The sequence below is a fragment of the Empedobacter sp. R132-2 genome (genome assembly GCF_030324375.1).
Lineage (GTDB): Bacteria > Bacteroidota > Bacteroidia > Flavobacteriales > Weeksellaceae > Empedobacter > Empedobacter falsenii_B.
The window spans coordinates 103,518-121,215 of the sequence record NZ_JACAGG010000002.1 but is presented as its reverse complement, the minus strand read 5'-3'; the positions used below and the strand labels follow the sequence as shown (position 1 = coordinate 121,215).

Sequence of the window (17,698 nt, the reverse complement as noted above, 5' to 3'; positions counted from 1 at the left end):
TTATGAAATTAAAACACCGATTAGCGCTTTATTCAGTCGTTATTTTCAGTATCATTATTCTGATTGTTTCTACAATTATTTACTTTTCTTTTTATACCGAAATGGAGAAAAAAGAGATCAAATCATTGCAGAATAAGACGCTTTTGGCTTCTATTTATTATTTGGAAAAGGACGAATTACCTGTTTTAGAACACAATAATATAAAAAGTCAATTAGAGAAGACGATTTCACGAAAAAATATTTTAATTGTTGATCATAACAACAAAAAGTACAAAGGAAATATGTCTTCAAACAATGATATTTCAACCAATTTTATAGAAAGTATTCGTGCCAATAAATCCGATTTTTTTACAAGTAAAGATTTCTTTTATAACGGAATTTTTTATCATGATAACGAAGGTGATTTTGTTGTAATCACGCGTGAATCTAAACAAGAATTTAATGAACAAATGCAATCGTTACTTCAAATTTTGATTTCGGTTTCATTGGTTGGGTTGATTTTTATTTATCTATTTTCTAATTTTTTAGGAGTGATTGCTTATGAGCCGATTACAAAAATTATTGAACAAATAAAAGAGCGTGATGCGAATAATTTTACTGAACCTTTAAAGCTCAATAAGTCGTATGCTGAGATTGAGGATTTAATTAAAACTTACAATCATTTTATTGATCGAATAGCGCAAACTTTTAATGTACAAAAGAATTTTATCGATTATGTTTCGCACGAGTTACGAACGCCAATTACTGCATTATTAGGAACTTTAGAGGTTACAAATCATAAAAAAAGAACGCTCGAAGAATACGAAAACGTGATTGTGCAACTGAAACAATATACCAATGATTTGCAAGAAACGTTAGACCAAATGATGTTACTTTCGGGAGCAAAAACGAGTTTTGAATTTAGTCAAATTCGAATTGATGAAGTAGTTTGGCAAGTGATTGAAAATGCAATTTTGTATCATCAAGCGCGCATAAATGTGGATTTACAAGTCGTAAATAATCTATTGTTAACCATTCAAGGAAACGAAAAATTATTAGAAGTTGCGTTGAATAATTTAGTAAGTAATGCAATAAAATATTCGAACAATCAACCGATTTTAGTACAGTTTTTGGAAATCAATCACCGTTTACAAATTCATATTTCCGATTTGGGAATTGGTATTTTAGAAACCGATATCAAACAAATTAAACAAAACTTTTTTCGAGGAAAAAACACGCAAGATTTTCAAGGAAAAGGTATTGGACTTTCGATGGCGAATATTATTTTTACACTTCATCAAATTGATATCGAAATTGTTCCAAATAAACCTAAAGGAACGATTGTTAAACTCATTTTCTAATCTACTTTTAATCTAACTTAAAACTCGCCTTAATCTTACACTTTTACTTTTGAATTTTCAAAAAGAGTAGAAGTGAAGAAGATCTATTATACTGCAATTCCAATTATTTTTGCGATGCAAACACAGGCGCAAAACGTAACGTTGGACAATTTAGAAGCCGCGTTTTTACAAAAAAATTATGCGCTAATTGCGAATAAATTCAATGTTGACAGAATTGATGCTGAAATTATTCAGGAGAAATTATGGCAAAATCCAACGTTGAGTATTTCTGAGGTTAATCTTTGGAAAACTTATAATGTAGAAGAACAGCCTTATTTATTCGGTAGGTACGGGAAAAATCAACAAATTTCTGTCGAATTAGAGCAATTAATTGAAACGGCAGGTAAACGAAAAAAGCGTGTTGCGATTAAAGAATTAGAAAAGAATTCGGCACTTTTTGAGTATGAGGAATTGTTGCGTGAGCTGAAAAAAGAATTGAGACAAACATATTTTTCGTTGGCGCGTATTCAATCTGAAAAGAAAGAATTGCAAAATAGTATTGATTTATTTGAACAGATGATAACGCAATATCAGCGACAAGCTGATTTAAAAAATGTTCCGAAAGCTGATTTTTACAGACTTCAAACAGAATTAATCGGTTTACAAAAAGATCAAATTGAGCTAGAAAATCAAGAAATTGAATACATTAATAAACTTCGATTGTTAACGCAAAACTCAGATTTAAATGTAAATGAAATCGATTTTTCAAGATTCAATTCTCATTCCAAATCAATCCCATTCAATGCTAAACAATTAGCAAAAGAGCAAAATATAGCGTTAAAAAAACAAGAAAATGAAATCAATTTAGCTGAAAAACAATTGATTTTAGAAAAAGCGCAACGTACACCAGATTTGGCTTTTCAGGTAAATTATGATCGTGGTGGAAATATTATGCGCGATTTTGTAGGTGTAGGTGTAAGCATTGATTTACCGATTTTCAATACGAATAAAGGAAACATCAAAGCTTCAGAAATTGTACTGAATCAACAGCAAATTACGAAAAATGCGCTACATTCTGAATTAGATATTTCGATCGATCGCATTCAAAATCAAATTAATCAATTGAATAAAGCACTTATTCAGTGGAAAAAATTGAACAATCAAGAGCAACTAACCATGATTGACAATTATAAAAAACATCTCCAAAATAAACAAATCACTTTACTAGAATTTATTGATTTTACGCAGGCTTATCGCGAATCTCAAAAAGCTTATTTGGATTTATTGGAAAATTATCAAAACACATTCGAAGAACTAAATTATATCGTTGGACAAGATTTATAAAATGATGAAAAAAACTTTTTATTTTTTAGCTGCTTTTACTTTGGTTTTAAGTAGTTGTAACAAGCAAGAGGCCCCGAAAGAAGCGGTAAAAGAAGACAAATTTTGTTTGAACGAGCAATTGAAAAAGTCAACTGAAATTGTAGCTGTTTTAGAGCAGCCGATTCACGAACAATTAACCTTGTCAGGAAAAATTGAATACAACGAAAATGACTTGGTTGGTTTTAAAAGTTTGCTACAAGGTGTGGTAGATAAAGTGAATTTCGAGCTAGGAGATTATGTGCGTCAAGGTCAAGTTTTGGCAGTTGTAAAATCGAACGAAGTGTTGGATTTGGTACAGCAAAAGCGTTATCATCAAAATCAAATGGATTTGATTCGAAAACAAATCAAGTCGAAAAAAGAATTGTTGAATGATGGAATGGCTTCTCAACCCGAAGTTACAGAGGCAGAACACGAATTACAATCAACGCAAATTGAAATTGATAAAATCAATGCAACCTTGAGAATGTATCGTGCGGTTGGCAATGGTCAATTCCAGATTTTATCACCTAAAAATGGTTATATCGTTCAGAAAAACATGAGCGTTGGTCAATCTATTATTTCAGATTCAGAAGATAATTTATTTTCTATTTCTAATTTGAAACAAGTTTGGGTAATGGTAAATATTTACGCCAATAATCTGCAATATGTAAAAAAAGGAGATGCTGTAAAAGTGAAATCTATGGCGTATCCTGATCGAATTTATGTTGGAAAAATTGATAAAATATACAATGTGTTTGATGAAAATGAACACGTTTTGAAAGCGCGTGTTGTGTTAGAAAATCAAGATTTGAACTTGATGCCAGGTTTGAGTGCAGATATTATTATCGATAAACAAAATATTGTAGGAAATGCATTTGCGATACCAAACAAAGCCAAAGTTTTTGAGAACAACAAGGAATATGTGGTGGTATATAAAAATGATTGTACAATGGAAATTCGAAAAATTACGACGATTGGTCAGAATGAAGAATTCACATTTGTTAGCGAAAAGTTTGCTCCAAATGAGAAAGTTATTTCTCGAAACGCTCTAATGATATTTGAGGAATTAAATAAATAATAAATGAAAAAGTTAGTACAATCAGTCGTAACTTTTTCGTTACGAAATACAACCTTTGTTTTATTTGCTGTATTTGCATTACTCTTTGCAGGTATATTTTCTTTAAAACATACACCAATAGAGGCATTTCCGGATGTAACAAATACTAGAGCTCGTATTATAACACAATGGCCAGGAAGAAGTGCTGAGGAAATGGAAAAATTGGTGACTCTACCAGTTTCAAAAGTAATGAATAGTATTCCGCATAAATCTAATATTCGTTCAATTTCTCTTTTCGGATTATCTGTTGTAACGGTTCAGTTTGAAGATGGAGTAGATGATTTTTATGCACAACAATATGTATCGAATAAATTGAGTGGAGTTGATTTACCAGAAGGAGCTGATGCAGATATTGAACCGCCTTCTGGTGCTACAGGAGAGATTTTTCGTTATGTGATCAAAAGTGATTTACCGATCAAGGAAGTTACCGCGATACAAGATTGGGTAATAGAACGTGAATTGCTTTCTGTATCAGGAGTTGCAGATGTTGTAAGTTTTGGTGGAGAAGAAAAAACGTATGAAATTAAAATTAATCCAACAGAATTAAAGAATTATAATTTATCGCCTTTAGATGTTTATGAAGCAGTTTCTAAATCAAATATAAATGTTGGTGGAGATGTGATTCAGCAAGGAGATCAAGCTTATGTAGTTCGTGGTGTTGGTTTACTAGATAAGATAGAGGATATCGGAAATATTACTGTCGCTCTAAATGGTTCTACACCAATTTTGATCAAAAATGTGGCAGATGTTGTCATTTCGAATAAACCACGTTTGGGGCAAGTTGGTTACAATAAGCATGATGATATGGTAGAAGGAATTGTTGTGATGTTGCGTGGTGAAAATCCATCCGAAGTCATTGAAAATCTGAAAGCGAAGATTGAAGAATTGAATACAAGAACTTTACCAGATAATGTGAAAATTGAAACAGTTGTAGATCGTACCAAATTGGTGGATAATACAGTACATACGGTTTCTAAAAATATTATTGAAGGTATTTTATTGGTTTCACTAATTGTTTTTGTTTTTTTATATAATTGGAAATCAACACTTATTGTAGCTTCGGTTATTCCGCTTTCTTTTTTGTTCGCAATTATTATGTTGAAAATACAAGGATTACCAGCGAATTTAATTTCAATGGGGTCACTGGATTTTGGATTGTTGTTAGAAGGAACTTTGGTAATTGTAGAAACAGTTTTTGTTGCTTTAGCTACAATGCAACATAAAGTAGGAGCAGAACGTTTCGCGAAAATGAGTAAAATGGGCGTTATAAAGAAAAGTGCAGGAAGTGTAGCTTCTTATATTTTCTTTGCTTTACTTATTCTTATTGTTGCTTTATTACCGATATTCTCATTCCAAAAAGTGGAAGGTAAAATGTTCTCTCCTTTAGCATTTACATTAGGATATGCATTATTAGGATCTTTAATATTAAGTTTAACTTATGTTCCTGCAATGTGTAAGTTGCTTTTTAAGAAAAATATGGAAGAGAAAGAGAACTTTATTACTCGATTTTTTCAGAAAACTATTTTCGGATTATATGAAACCGCATTTCGTTATAAAAAAGCAACAATAGGAATCTTTTTAGGAATTTTAGCTCTTTGTTTGTTTAAATTCTCACATTATGGATCAGAATTTCTTCCGAAATTGAATGAAGGAGCAATTTACATTCGTGCAACTTTACCAAATAGTGTCAATTTACAAGAATCAACTCGATTAACAAAAGAGATGAAAGAGTTGATGCAGAAAGATTGTGATGAAATTGATTTTATTTTAACACAAACAGGTCGTCCAAATGATGGAACAGATCCAACAGGATTCTTCAATATTGAATTTAATGTTCAATTAAAAGATGAAAAAGATTGGAAGCGCAAGATTTCAAAAGAAGAGATTATTCAAGAGATGCGAGATAAACTAAATCATTATCCAGGAATTGTATTTGGATTTTCGCAACCCATTCAAGATAATGTCGAAGAATATGTAGCTGGTGTAAAAAGTTCATTAGTTATTAAGATTTTTGGTGATGATTTGTATGATTTAGAAAAATATGCAAACAAGGTCGCTACTTCTATCGAAAAAGTAAATGGAATAACGGATATCAATGTTTATAAAAATATTGGTTTACCTGAACTTAGAATAGAATTGAGTGATTCAAAAATGGCGAAATATGGTATTAGTACAGCGGATGTTCAGGCAGTAATTGAAATGACAATTGGTGGACAAGCAGCTACTAAGTTTTATGAAAATGATCGACAGTTTGATGTTATTCTTCGTTTTCAGGAAGCTTATAGAGATACTCCTGAGAAAATTGGAAATATTTTGATTCCAACAAGTAATGGGAACAATGTTCCTTTGCAGGAAATAGCTACAATTGGTTATCAAACAGGACCTGCTTTTATTTATCGAGAAGGAAATAGTCGTTATATCGGTGTAGGATTCAGTATAGAAGGTCGTGATCTAGGAAGTACAATCGATGAAGCGAAGAAAGTAGTGGCTAAAGAAGTTAAATTACCGAAAGAAAACTATATGGAATGGGCTGGTGAATTCGAAAGTAAAGAACGAGCGGCAAAACAATTAGCAATGGTCGTTCCGATTTCGTTAGTTTTGATTTTATTATTATTGTATACCAATTTCGGAAATGTAAAAGACACAGCGATAGCTGCATTAACACTGCCTTTTGCTTTTATTGGAGGATTTATTTCGCTTTGGGTAACAGGAACCATTTTTGGTATATCTGCGGGAATAGGTTTTATTATTCTTTTTGGAGTAGCAACGATTGATGGAATTGTTCTAATTGGTGTTATTCGAGATAATTTAAAGCATAAAATGCAATTAAAAGAAGCAATAGTCAATGGTGTTAAAAGTAGAATACGCCCTGTTGTGATGATTGCGCTTATGGGATCGATGGGATTATTACCAGCAGCACTTTCTACCGGAATGGGATCAGAAATTCAAAAGCCTTTGGCAATTATGATTGTAGGAGGATTAATTATTTGTTTAATCTTATCCTTTACAATTCTTCCAGTTGTATTTTATTATGCATATAGAAAAGAATATCAACAAAAATTCCTGAAATAATTTGTGTAGTTGTTTTATATAAAGGAGTTTTTATCAAAAGGTAAAAACTCCTTTTTTATTGATTATGAATGAGTAAATCTAGAATAATTAATTATAAAGTAGAAGACCACTTAGAACCAAACGTTACGTTACCTTCTTGAAGTACAATATCTGAATGTAAAAATTTTGCGGCATCTGCTGACTTTTTCACTTTAACGCTACTTCGTTCCATCATCTCTTTTTCATATTGTTGTAAAACTTCTTCACGTAAATTAATCTGTTTATTTTGAATATTATTATAAGCTGATGTTATTTTTTGTGCTAACAATAAAGCATCTAATAAAGCTTGATTTGCACCTTGTCCTTTAAAAGGACTCATAGGATGAGCTGCATCGCCAATTAAAGTGACAGAGCCAGCATTTTCTAGTAAATTTGACATTAATAAATCTCGATCATAAACGGGGTATCCAGTGATTTGTTTGGGTTCTGTAGCTGCAATAATTTCAGGAATAGGAGAGTGCCAATGCGTTCTTTTAGCAACTTCTATTTTTAAAGCCTCTGAACCTTTTTTACTCAAAGCTATCGCTTCATTTTCTAACATTGGAAAACTAAATTGCCACATAACCGAATCTTTGTCATAAGGCATCATATACATTCGTTCAGTTCCATTTGCTGTTTGAAATACCGTTGCTCCATCCAACAAATGATTTTCTAAATTAGTTAAAGCATCCAGTTTACAAATACCTAAAATAACAATACACCCCAAATAACGTAATGGAGTATTTTCCTCATTTATAATCAATCGACGAACTATACTTCGTATGCCATCAGCACCAACAAGTAAATCAGCTTTAAAGTGTTTTTGAATTCCATCAACATCAAACGTTAATTCTATTTTATCATCAACATTAAAATCGACTAATTGATGATTCCATAAAACTTGATTATTGCCACCTAATTGATTTAAAAAAGCTAAGCGTAAAGATTGTCTCGCAATGTGAATATTGGTATGTTTATTTTTGTTTTTAGCTTCAATCGCTTCTTTATCTTGCAATTTTCTTATTCCCCATTCGCCAATCACATTTCCTTCTATAGTATGTGCTAAATGCAATGTAGAAACGATTCCTTCCTCTAAAGTTTGGATTCCAAATTTTTTTAATTCTTTACTAGCTTGCTGTAACGTTAGTCCATAACCTTGGGAACGATCGTTGAAAGCTCGATCACGTTCAAAAAGTGTAAAAGGAATTTGACGATGTAAACACGCTAATGCTAATGCAATTCCACCAATTCCAGCTCCGACAATTGCAACATGAGGATATTTTTTTTCGTTGGGTGATGGATGTTCATTTGTAGTTGTCAAACCGGTTCCTGAGCAGACAGTACAGATCTGCATCGAACTTTTTGGTTTATTTGGAGTAATAAAATTTTCATTCTTTTTAGATTGAGCAACAGCTGATTCATAACGCGATAGTTTCCTTTTCGAAACTCCTTGACTTTTTTTTCCAAGTCCATTACAATTCTTGCAACTTATCCAATTTTCTCGAGTACTCAATTTAAAAATTTTTGCAAAAATAAGATTAAAGTAGCTATTTAGAAAAATCTAATCGTAAAAGATAGAATTAATACATGAATAATGAATTTTTCTGTAATAATAGTTTTCATTATTCAACTTCTTTATAGTGATGATTCTACAACCTTTTTCAGAGATTTTAGAATGGGTTTAATATATCCGGACTATCATTTATTATAAAAGTGGAATGTATATACAATCCGTTGGACTTATAATTTTGGTCAAAAATAAAATCAATTGAAAAAATTATTAAATCATATTGTTTTAGAACCAAAATTACATGTAAAGTGGCTTAATACACTTTCGTTTATGGAAAATGCAGGAGCACGAAAGATTTCGGCATGTGAGCACAAAACTTTTGTGAATCTTATCCAATTGAAACATGCAGCTGAGGAACATCGCCATGCTTATTATTTGAAAAAGCAAATTATAAAATTAATTCCAGATGCTTGTGTCAATTATGAGCCTATTTATCTTTTAGCACCAAAAGCAACAATGTATTATTTACATCAATTAGATATTCAGGTTTGTCGTTTGTTGAAGAAAGAATTTAATCTTGATGGGGAAGATTTAAAATACGCAGCTTATTTGTTTGTGACTTACGCTATAGAAGTGAGGGCAGATGAATTGTATCCAATATATCAAGATATTTTGACGGCGCATCAACAAAAAGTGATGGTAAAATCTATTATTGTTGAAGAAGAAGGTCATCTTGAAGAAATGATTTCACAATTAAAAGAATTTCATAGAGAATGGAAAATCTATGCAAATCAAGTGATACAACTAGAAGAAGTGTTATTTATGAATTGGATTTCTGCAATTGAAAATGAACTGAATAATGTCGAAATTTTTTAATTCATTGCGACTATCTCTATTTGAAAGAGAACAAAAAGGAATTAAAAGAACATTAAAAGTTCGTTCTTCTGGAATTGATTTTTATAGTAATGATTATTTAGGATTAGCTAAAAATGAAATCTTACATCAGCAGATTTTAAATGAGTTTATAGCGCAACCATCTTTACTTTATGGTTCTACTGGAGCACGTTTGATTAGTGGGAATTCTGATTATCTAAGTGAAACGGAAGAGATGATAGCAAATGAACATAAAGTGGAAGCTGCATTACTTTTTTCATCTGGATATAATGCCAATTTAGCACTTTTTTCTGCACTTTTAACTCGACATGATGTTGTTTTAGTTGATGAAAATATACATCGATCAGTACATGACGGGATTAAATTATCCAACGCAAAAAAAATAAAGTTTAAACATAACGATTTAGATCATTTAGAGAAACTATTGCAAAGAGTAAAAGAGCGTTGTTTTATCGCGGTAGAAAGTTTGTATTCGATGGATGGTGATTGTGCTCCATTAATTGAACTGGTTGAATTAGCCAATAAATACAATGCAGCATTAGTGGTAGATGAAGCTCATGCTTTTGGTGTTTTTGGTTACGGATTGGTTCATCAATTCGGTTTACAATGCAAAGTGTTTGCAACGGTTGTAACTTATGGAAAAGCGATGGGAATGAGCGGTGCCACGATTTTAGCTAATCAGTTAGTGATTGATTATCTCATTAATTATGCTTCACCTTTTATTTACACCACAGCTATTGCTGATTTTCATGTGACAGGTTTACGAAAAGGTTATCAGTTTATCAAAGAAAATAAATCGCTTCAAGAAAGTTTACAATATAATATCTCACATTTTAGAAATAGTGGCTTAACGAGTTCTTCAAATAAAAATAGTCCAATTCAAATTCTAAAGTTTGTGTCTAGGAGTCAATTAACCAAAATCCAAAATCAATTAGAAGAGGCAGGAATAAACACTTTTGCAGTATTTCCGCCTACAGTAGCAGAAGAGCGCTTAAGAATCTGTTTGCATGCTTTTAACACACAAGAAGAAATTAATCAATTAATAGAAAAGATAAAAGAAAATGTCTAAACAATTATTTGTTACAGGGATAGGAACAGAAGTTGGGAAAACGATGGTTTCAGCAATATTAACTGAAGTTTTACAAGCTGATTATTGGAAACCAATACAATCGGGAGATTTAGATTCATCAGATAGTTTGTTGGTAAAATCGTTAACTTCTCCAGAACTGAAAATTCATCAAGAACGTTATCGCTTGCAAAAAGCCGCTTCGCCTCATCAATCTGCAAAAGAAGAAGATATTGAGATTAATTTAAATGATTTTGAATTTCCCAAAACAACCAATTCTCTTATTGTTGAAGGAGCAGGAGGATTATTTGTTCCTATTAATGAAGAAGATTTTATGATTGATCTTATTCAGCAGTTTAATCTTCCAGTAGTTATGGTTACAACGAATTACTTGGGTTGTATTAATCATACATTATTAACGATTGAAATACTGAAATTAAGAAATATCGCTATCGAATATTTTGTGTTTAATGGAGAGTTTGATGAAGACACTTCTCGTGTTATAAAAAATCATTTGTCTCCGGATATTTCTATCATCATTATACCAAAACTCAATTCAATAAACTCAAGCGAAGTGAGAAATATAGCAGAAACAATTAAGTATCAATTTAATATTTAAATACAATGAAAGTATCAAACGAAACACGCCATGATTGGACGAAAGAAGAAATCGAAAAAATCTATCATCAACCATTATTAGATTTAGTATATCATGCATCCAAAACACATCGAGAATGGCACAACGCAAGAGAAGTACAAGTATGCACCTTGTTATCTGTAAAAACAGGTGGTTGTCCCGAGGATTGCTCATATTGCGGACAAGCAGCGCGCTACCATACCGATATTAAAGTAGAAGCTTTGTTACCAACAGCAACAGTATTAGCACATGCAAAGAAAGCAAAAGAAGCTGGCTCATCACGTTTTTGCATGGCAGCTGCTTGGAGAGAAGTACGAAATAATCGAGATTTTGATCGAATAATCGAAATGGTGAAAGGTGTAAATGAGTTGGGATTAGAAGTGTGTTGTACATTAGGAATGTTGACAGAAGAGCAGGCAATTCGTTTGCAAGAAGCAGGTTTACACGCTTATAATCATAATTTAGATACTTCCGAAGCTTATTATGATGAGATTATTTCTACACGTAAATTTGATAATCGAGTCAATACGATACAAAATGTGCGAAAGGCTGGGATTACAGTTTGTTCGGGTGGAATTATTGGCTTAGGAGAAACGCATCAAGATCGAATTTCTATGCTATTAACTTTGGCAACAATGCTAAAACATCCAGAATCTGTACCTGTAAATGCTTTAGCAAGAGTAAAAGGAACACCTTTAGAAAATAATCCGAAAGTAGATATTTGGGATATGGTTCGTATGATTGCTACAGCTCGTATTGTGATGCCTTCTTCGGTTGTTCGGTTAAGTGCTGGTCGAATAGAAATGACGGAAGTTGAACAAGCTTGGTGTTTTATGGCTGGAGCGAATTCGATTTTTACAGGAGAGCGTGAAACTTTATTGGTGACGCCTAATCCTGGGGTAACAGAGGATATGAAAATGTTTGAAAATTTAGGTTTAATACCAATGGTTAAACAAGAAACAACTCAGACATGTACACATTAAAAGAACGCGATCAGTTGGTGAATTGGCATCCTTATACGCAGATGAAAAAAGCCAATAATATTATTCCAATTGTAAGAGGAGAAGGAAGTTATATTTACGATGAAAATAACAAACAATATATTGACGCTGTTTCATCGTGGTGGGTAACGCTGCATGGACATGCGCATCCGTATATTGCACAAAAAATGCACGAACAGCTAACAACTTTGGAACATGTTATTTTTGCAGGATTTACGTATCGACCTGCAATTGAATTGTCTGAACGTTTGTTGGCTCTTTTACCTCAAAATCAAAAGAAAGCATTTTATAGCGACAATGGATCAACAGCGATTGAGGTAGCATTAAAAATGTGTTTACAATATCATTTCAATAAAAAAGAAGATAGACCTGTGATTTTAGCGTTCAAAAATGCCTATCATGGTGATACTTTTGGCGCGATGTCTGTAAGTGGAAGAGGAATTTGGACAGAACCTTTTAGTGAAAAGCTTTTTGATGTTATATTTATTGATACGCCGAATGCAGAAAATATAGAAGCGATTAAATCGCAAATAAAAGAAGTTGCAACTAAAGTAGCGTGTTTTATTTACGAACCTTTGGTTCAAGGAGCTTCGGGGATGTTGATGCATGAGGCTGAATATTTAGATCAATTGATGAGTTGCTGTAGAGCATATCATATTTTAATGATTCAAGATGAGATTTTTGTAGGATTTGGTCGTACAGGTAAATTATTTGCAGCAAATCATTTGACAGAAGTTCCAGATATTATGTGTTTTTCGAAAGGTTTAACAGGTGGTACTTTGCCTTTGGGCGTTACAACTTGTACAGATAGAATTTACCAAGCCTTTTATGCTGATGATTTGAATAAGACGTTATTTCACGGGCATTCTTTTACGGCAAGTCCATTAGCGTGTACCGCTGCGTTAGCAAGTCTTGATTTGTTATTACAGACTTCTATACAACAGCAAATAGCAAATATTGTACATCAACATCAACATTTTGTTGTGTCTATTCAAGATCATCCTAAAGTAAAAGTGATAAGACAATGCGGCACTATTTTGGCGTTGGAATGGAATACAAATGAAGAAACATCTTATTTTAGTGATATACACGAAAAGCTATATCCTTACTTTTTAGAGAAAGGTATATTATTGCGTCCTTTAGGGAATATTATTTATTTAGTTCCTCCTTATTGTATTTCGACTGATGATCTAAATTATATTTATGATACGATTCGTCAAGCTTTAATCGAATTGTTTTAATGTTAAGTTCTAAATGACGCTTATAAGATTAAAAAGATAAAAAAATCTCCCTTTTGGGAGATTTTAGTTTATATAATATTGTCAAATATTTGAAAATTATCATTTTATGATAAATGTTCTCTTATTTTTTTGATTAAAAAGCTTCCCTTAGTTTTGCAAAAAAAATAGTTTGTCTTTTCGATTTCGAGTCCATTTATCTAATAAATCCATTTATGTTATAGCGCTTATTGTAAGTGTTATTGCTGTTTTTGCTCTTGTTATATTGAGTTTTTTAATTAATAAAGAAAGTCAAAAAAATAATGATGAGTTTGTCAAAAAAAGTTTTTTGAGGAAATATGAAGCAGTTGAATTTGAGTTTAAAAACATCGAAGAATATCAAGAAGTTTTAAAAAAAGTTGTTAAAAAGACAAGTGAAAAAAATGTAGCAGATCATTTTTTGGTTTTGAATGAATTAAATTCAAATCGAAAGTTAATTCGCCATGATTGGTTTTCTATTCATTCTTTAGAAACAAATCATTTTCCTGATGAATCAACCCTTTCAAAAGCTATCAATCAACCAAATATTAAAGAATTTCAATCGATATATACTACAAAAAATCAACAGATTGATAATTTTTTGTTGGATTATAAGGATACATTGTATTGGGTAAATTACGATTCTATCAAGTTGTCTAATGGACAAAATATGTATTACGGTTCGACGATTAATCTGTTTGATTTGTATAATTTTTTTACGACAGTAGATGCAACTTCGTCCAATTATATGTATGTTTTCAATAAAGATGGAATTTGTATTACGCATCCTAATGAAAAATTTATTGGGAAAAATGTTTTCGATTTTACAGATATTCAGCCAAGCGATACGATAACGAGCACAATTAATTCTAATTTTTCGCAAGATTTATATACGTTGAATGATGCTTCGTCCGAGTTTATAAAAGATACGGATATCAAACGTTTTATAAAACCTTTACACACCAAGAATTTTGATGGATATATTGTCGTGAATCATTTGAGTTATATCATTGATGAAAATGTAGAACGAACTAAATTTTATGTAGGTTTTATTTTCTTGGGAACTGTTTTTTTAATTATCATTATCTTTTTGTTATTCAATAAAATAACATCTAAAACATACAAGGAAAAAGCGTTTGTAATCGAAGAAAAAAATAGGTTATCAATTGAAAATGAAAAGATTAAAAATGCGAATACTCTAACGCAATTACAACAATTAAAGAATCAGATTAATCCACATTTTTTATTCAATTCGTTGAATTCACTTTATATGTTAATTGGTTTGAACAAAGAGAATGCGCAGAAATTCACGATGAATCTTTCTAAAATTTACCGATATCTTATTGTTCCGCCAAAGGAAAATATAGTGCTTGTAAAAAAGGAATTAGATTTTATTGCACAATACATGGATTTGCATAAAAGTAGATTTTCGGAAGAATTGATTTTTGATTTACAAATCGAAGATTCGAAAAGCTTAGAAAAAAACATTCCATATTTGGCATTACAGATTGTTGTAGAAAATGCAATAAAACATAATATTGCTACAATTGATCAACCTTTGACTATAAATATTGTTGTAAAATCTGATTTGATTATCGTCAAAAATACTTTTCAGAAAAAAAATAAAGCGACAGAAAATGAGAAATTTGGTTTAAACTATTTACAAAAAATCTATCATTTTTATCAAATTGATAATTTCTCAACAAAAGTAGAAAATGAAGAATTTATTTGTTTTTTACCTTATATCGAACCAAAATATCCATTCACTCCAAAAAACTAACCACTCACTCCAAAAAACTATTATTATAAGAAAACTGCGCTTAAGTTTATGCCATAATTAATGATAATTTAATGTTCGAATGAGTCATAATAAGGAAAGAAAGAATTATAAATTAGCACTATATCTTGGTTTGGCAATGTCTTCGGCTGTTGTTTATGGACAAAAGAAAGAGGATAAAAAAGCTGAAAAAGATAAAACAGAGAAAAAGGATTCTACTGTAACGAAAGTTAAAAAAATAGATGAATTAATCAAGAAAGGAAGCTACAAGAAAGGTTTGTTTAATACCATTCAAGTAAAAACTGATATCTATTTCGAAATTCCAGATAGTTTATTTGGACGCCAATTTTTGGTTGTGAATAAATTGTCTCAAGTTCCAATGGAAGTTAACGAAGCGGGCTTGAACAAAGGAATGAATTACGAAAACAAAGTGATTTCTTTTTATCATGATAAAGTAGCTAAAAAAGTGTGGGTCAAAACAATTGTTCCACAAGTTTCTTCACCTAAAAATGACGCAATCACAGCTTCTGTAAAGGATAATTTCTCAGAATCGATTATTGAGGTTTTTGATATAGAAGCTCAAAATAATGATTCTACAGCTGTTGCGATTAAAGTGAACAAAATTTTTGATGGAAATCAAAAAAGTTTTAATGATGTATTAACGAACATAGGTTTAGGAGGTTCGGTAAAGGCAAATCTATCGTATGTGGAAAATGTGAAAACATTTCCAGAAAACATTGTGGTTAAGTCTCAGTTAACGACAAGTGTAAATGAAGGAGGGGTAGATTTGGCTGTTACCTTAGGTGTTACAAGTAATATTGTTTTACTTTCGACAACTCCTATGCAACCTAGGTTAGCAGATAATCGTGTGGGATATTTCACAGAAAAACATTGGTTTTTTAATGATGCTCAACACAAAATGGAAGATCAACGCTTTATTACAAAATGGCGTTTGGAACCAAAAGACGAGGATAAGGAAAAATATCTAAAAGGTGAATTAGTAGAACCTAAGAAACCAATTATTTATTACATCGATCCTTCGACACCAAAACAATGGCGCCAAAAAATTATTGCTGGTGTACACGATTGGCAAGTTGCTTTTGAGCAAGCTGGTTTCAAAAATGCGATTATAGCAAAAGAACCAACTGCTGATGACAAAGATTTTGATATTGATGATGTACGTTACTCAGTAATTACGTATGCAGCTTCACCAAAGTCAAATGCAATGGGACCTTCTGTGGTTGATCCGCGTAGTGGTGAAATTTTAGAGGCGGATATTATTTGGTGGCACAATGTAATGACTTCTTTGCATGATTGGATGCGTATTCAAACAGGTCCAATTGATCCAAAAGCAAGAGGAAATAAATTTAGTGATGAACACATGGGAGAAGCAATTCGTTTTGTGTCTTCTCATGAAGTAGGACATACATTTGGTCTGAAACATAATATGGGCGCTTCTTTTTCTTATCCAGTAGAATCTTTACGTTCGAAAGAATTTACAGATAAAATGGGTGGAACTGCACCGTCTATTATGGATTATGCGCGTTATAATTATGTGGCACAGCCAGAAGATGGTGTTACAGCAATTACGCCAAAAATCGGTTTGTATGATAAATATGCAATCGAATGGGGATATCGTTGGTTTCCAAATCAAGAAACAGAAAAAGCATCGCTTCGTAAAATGATTGAAAAGCACGAAGATGATCCAATGTATTTTTATGGTGAACAACAAAGCTATTTAAGTACAATTGATCCGCGTTCTCAATCAGAAGATTTAGGTGATGATGCTGTTTTGGCAAGTGAATATGGAATGAAAAATCTAAAACGTGTTTCAGAAAATATCTTGAAATGGACGTACGAAGATGGAAAAAGCTATATCAACACAGGGAAACTTTATTACCAAACAATAGGGCAGTGGGATTTATATTCTAATCATGTTTTAGCAAATGTTGGTGGGATTTATTTAAACAACACTTATTTCGGAATTGATAAAAAAGCATACGAACCAGTTCCTGCAGATATGCAACGTAAAGCAGTTAATTATTTAAACGAAAATGTGATTCAATTACCAAAATGGTTATTCTTTAATGATATTTTAGATAAAACGTATGCAATCAAAAATTCGCCAATGGGACCTTACGAGCAAACGCCGTATACATTAGCGAGAGAAATGCAATATGGATTGATTTATAATTTATTTACTGACGATCGCTTATTGCGCATGTTAGAAAATGAATTGAAACACCAAGAATTAAAATCTAATGAAAAAATTTATACAGTTGAAAATTTATTTGATCAAGTAAGAAGTGCAGCTTTTGATAAAAAATCAAACTTAACTATTCTTGAAAAAATGACTCAAAAAAATTACGTTGATGCCTTAATCGTTTCAACAAACAAATTATTTGAAAAAACAACTGTAGCAGGACTTACAATTGACCAAAACCTACAAGTACCAACTATCTGTAATTATTTAGACGAAGAAAAAATGGCGCGTAACATTAACTATTCTTCTATGAAAAGAGTGTCGGAAGTGACAACCTATAAAAGAGCAGAATTGCAACGTGTTTTGACTTTGTTAAACAAGAAAAAGAATAATGGAGATGCGTCTACAAAAGCGCATTATGCTGATTTAATTATTCGTATTAAAGAAGCTTTAAAGTAAGATATAG

At 31.7% G+C, this 17,698-nt stretch carries 12 protein-coding genes; 11 read left to right on the top strand and 1 reads right to left on the bottom strand.

The genetic code is table 11. The features are described 5' to 3' along the window. Positions 1–2 precede the first annotated feature (2 nt). From HXZ69_RS02260 to HXZ69_RS02245, 4 genes are all read left to right on the top strand, one after another. The gene (locus HXZ69_RS02260; RefSeq protein ID WP_286494876.1) at positions 3–1,340 is read left to right on the top strand and encodes a HAMP domain-containing sensor histidine kinase; all 1,338 of its coding nucleotides are present in this window, start codon (positions 3–5) and stop codon (positions 1,338–1,340) included. Positions 1,341–1,412: 72 nt separating this feature from the next. Next, entirely contained in the window at positions 1,413–2,663 is a 1,251-nt protein-coding gene (locus HXZ69_RS02255) for a TolC family protein (RefSeq protein WP_286494875.1), read from the top strand. A gap of 4 nt (positions 2,664–2,667) precedes the next feature. Continuing rightward, on the top strand, positions 2,668–3,759 hold the full coding sequence (locus HXZ69_RS02250; RefSeq protein ID WP_221854547.1) for an efflux RND transporter periplasmic adaptor subunit: 1,092 nt from the start codon (positions 2,668–2,670) through the stop codon (positions 3,757–3,759). A 3-nt stretch (positions 3,760–3,762) separates the two neighbouring features. Next, positions 3,763–6,870, top strand: coding sequence for an efflux RND transporter permease subunit (locus HXZ69_RS02245; protein ID WP_286494874.1), 3,108 nt, complete (start codon positions 3,763–3,765; stop codon positions 6,868–6,870). Positions 6,871–6,961: 91 nt separating this feature from the next. On the opposite strand, the gene HXZ69_RS02240 is transcribed toward HXZ69_RS02245, so the two are convergent. Next, the gene (locus tag HXZ69_RS02240; RefSeq protein WP_409410628.1) at positions 6,962–8,410 is read right to left on the bottom strand and encodes an FAD-dependent oxidoreductase; all 1,449 of its coding nucleotides are present in this window, start codon (positions 8,408–8,410) and stop codon (positions 6,962–6,964) included. A 246-nt stretch (positions 8,411–8,656) separates the two neighbouring features. Between HXZ69_RS02240 and HXZ69_RS02235 the strand changes: the two genes are divergently transcribed. From HXZ69_RS02235 to HXZ69_RS02205, 7 genes are all read left to right on the top strand, one after another. Next, positions 8,657–9,274, top strand: a complete 618-nt coding sequence (locus tag HXZ69_RS02235) for a hypothetical protein (protein ID WP_286494872.1) — start codon at positions 8,657–8,659, stop codon at positions 9,272–9,274. Beyond that, positions 9,258–10,361 (top strand): aminotransferase class I/II-fold pyridoxal phosphate-dependent enzyme, encoded by a 1,104-nt coding sequence (locus tag HXZ69_RS02230; protein WP_286494870.1) that lies wholly within the window; start codon positions 9,258–9,260, stop codon positions 10,359–10,361. Before HXZ69_RS02235 ends, HXZ69_RS02230 begins: the two co-directional genes overlap by 17 nt. Then, positions 10,354–10,977: a dethiobiotin synthase gene (bioD, locus tag HXZ69_RS02225; RefSeq protein ID WP_286494869.1), complete on the top strand. Its 624-nt coding sequence runs from the start codon at positions 10,354–10,356 to the stop codon at positions 10,975–10,977. Before HXZ69_RS02230 ends, bioD begins: the two co-directional genes overlap by 8 nt. Positions 10,978–10,982: 5 nt before the next feature. Continuing rightward, positions 10,983–11,978, top strand: a complete 996-nt coding sequence (bioB, locus tag HXZ69_RS02220) for a biotin synthase BioB (protein ID WP_286494868.1) — start codon at positions 10,983–10,985, stop codon at positions 11,976–11,978. After that, positions 11,966–13,237, top strand: coding sequence for an adenosylmethionine--8-amino-7-oxononanoate transaminase (bioA, locus tag HXZ69_RS02215; protein ID WP_286494867.1), 1,272 nt, complete (start codon positions 11,966–11,968; stop codon positions 13,235–13,237). Before bioB ends, bioA begins: the two co-directional genes overlap by 13 nt. A gap of 325 nt (positions 13,238–13,562) precedes the next feature. Next, positions 13,563–15,032, top strand: a complete 1,470-nt coding sequence (locus tag HXZ69_RS02210; RefSeq protein WP_286494866.1) for a histidine kinase — start codon at positions 13,563–13,565, stop codon at positions 15,030–15,032. Positions 15,033–15,111: 79 nt separating this feature from the next. Next, positions 15,112–17,691 carry a zinc-dependent metalloprotease gene (locus HXZ69_RS02205; RefSeq protein ID WP_038335737.1) on the top strand — a complete coding sequence of 860 codons (2,580 nt, stop codon included), beginning with the start codon at positions 15,112–15,114 and terminating at the stop codon, positions 17,689–17,691. Positions 17,692–17,698: the final 7 nt, after the last annotated feature.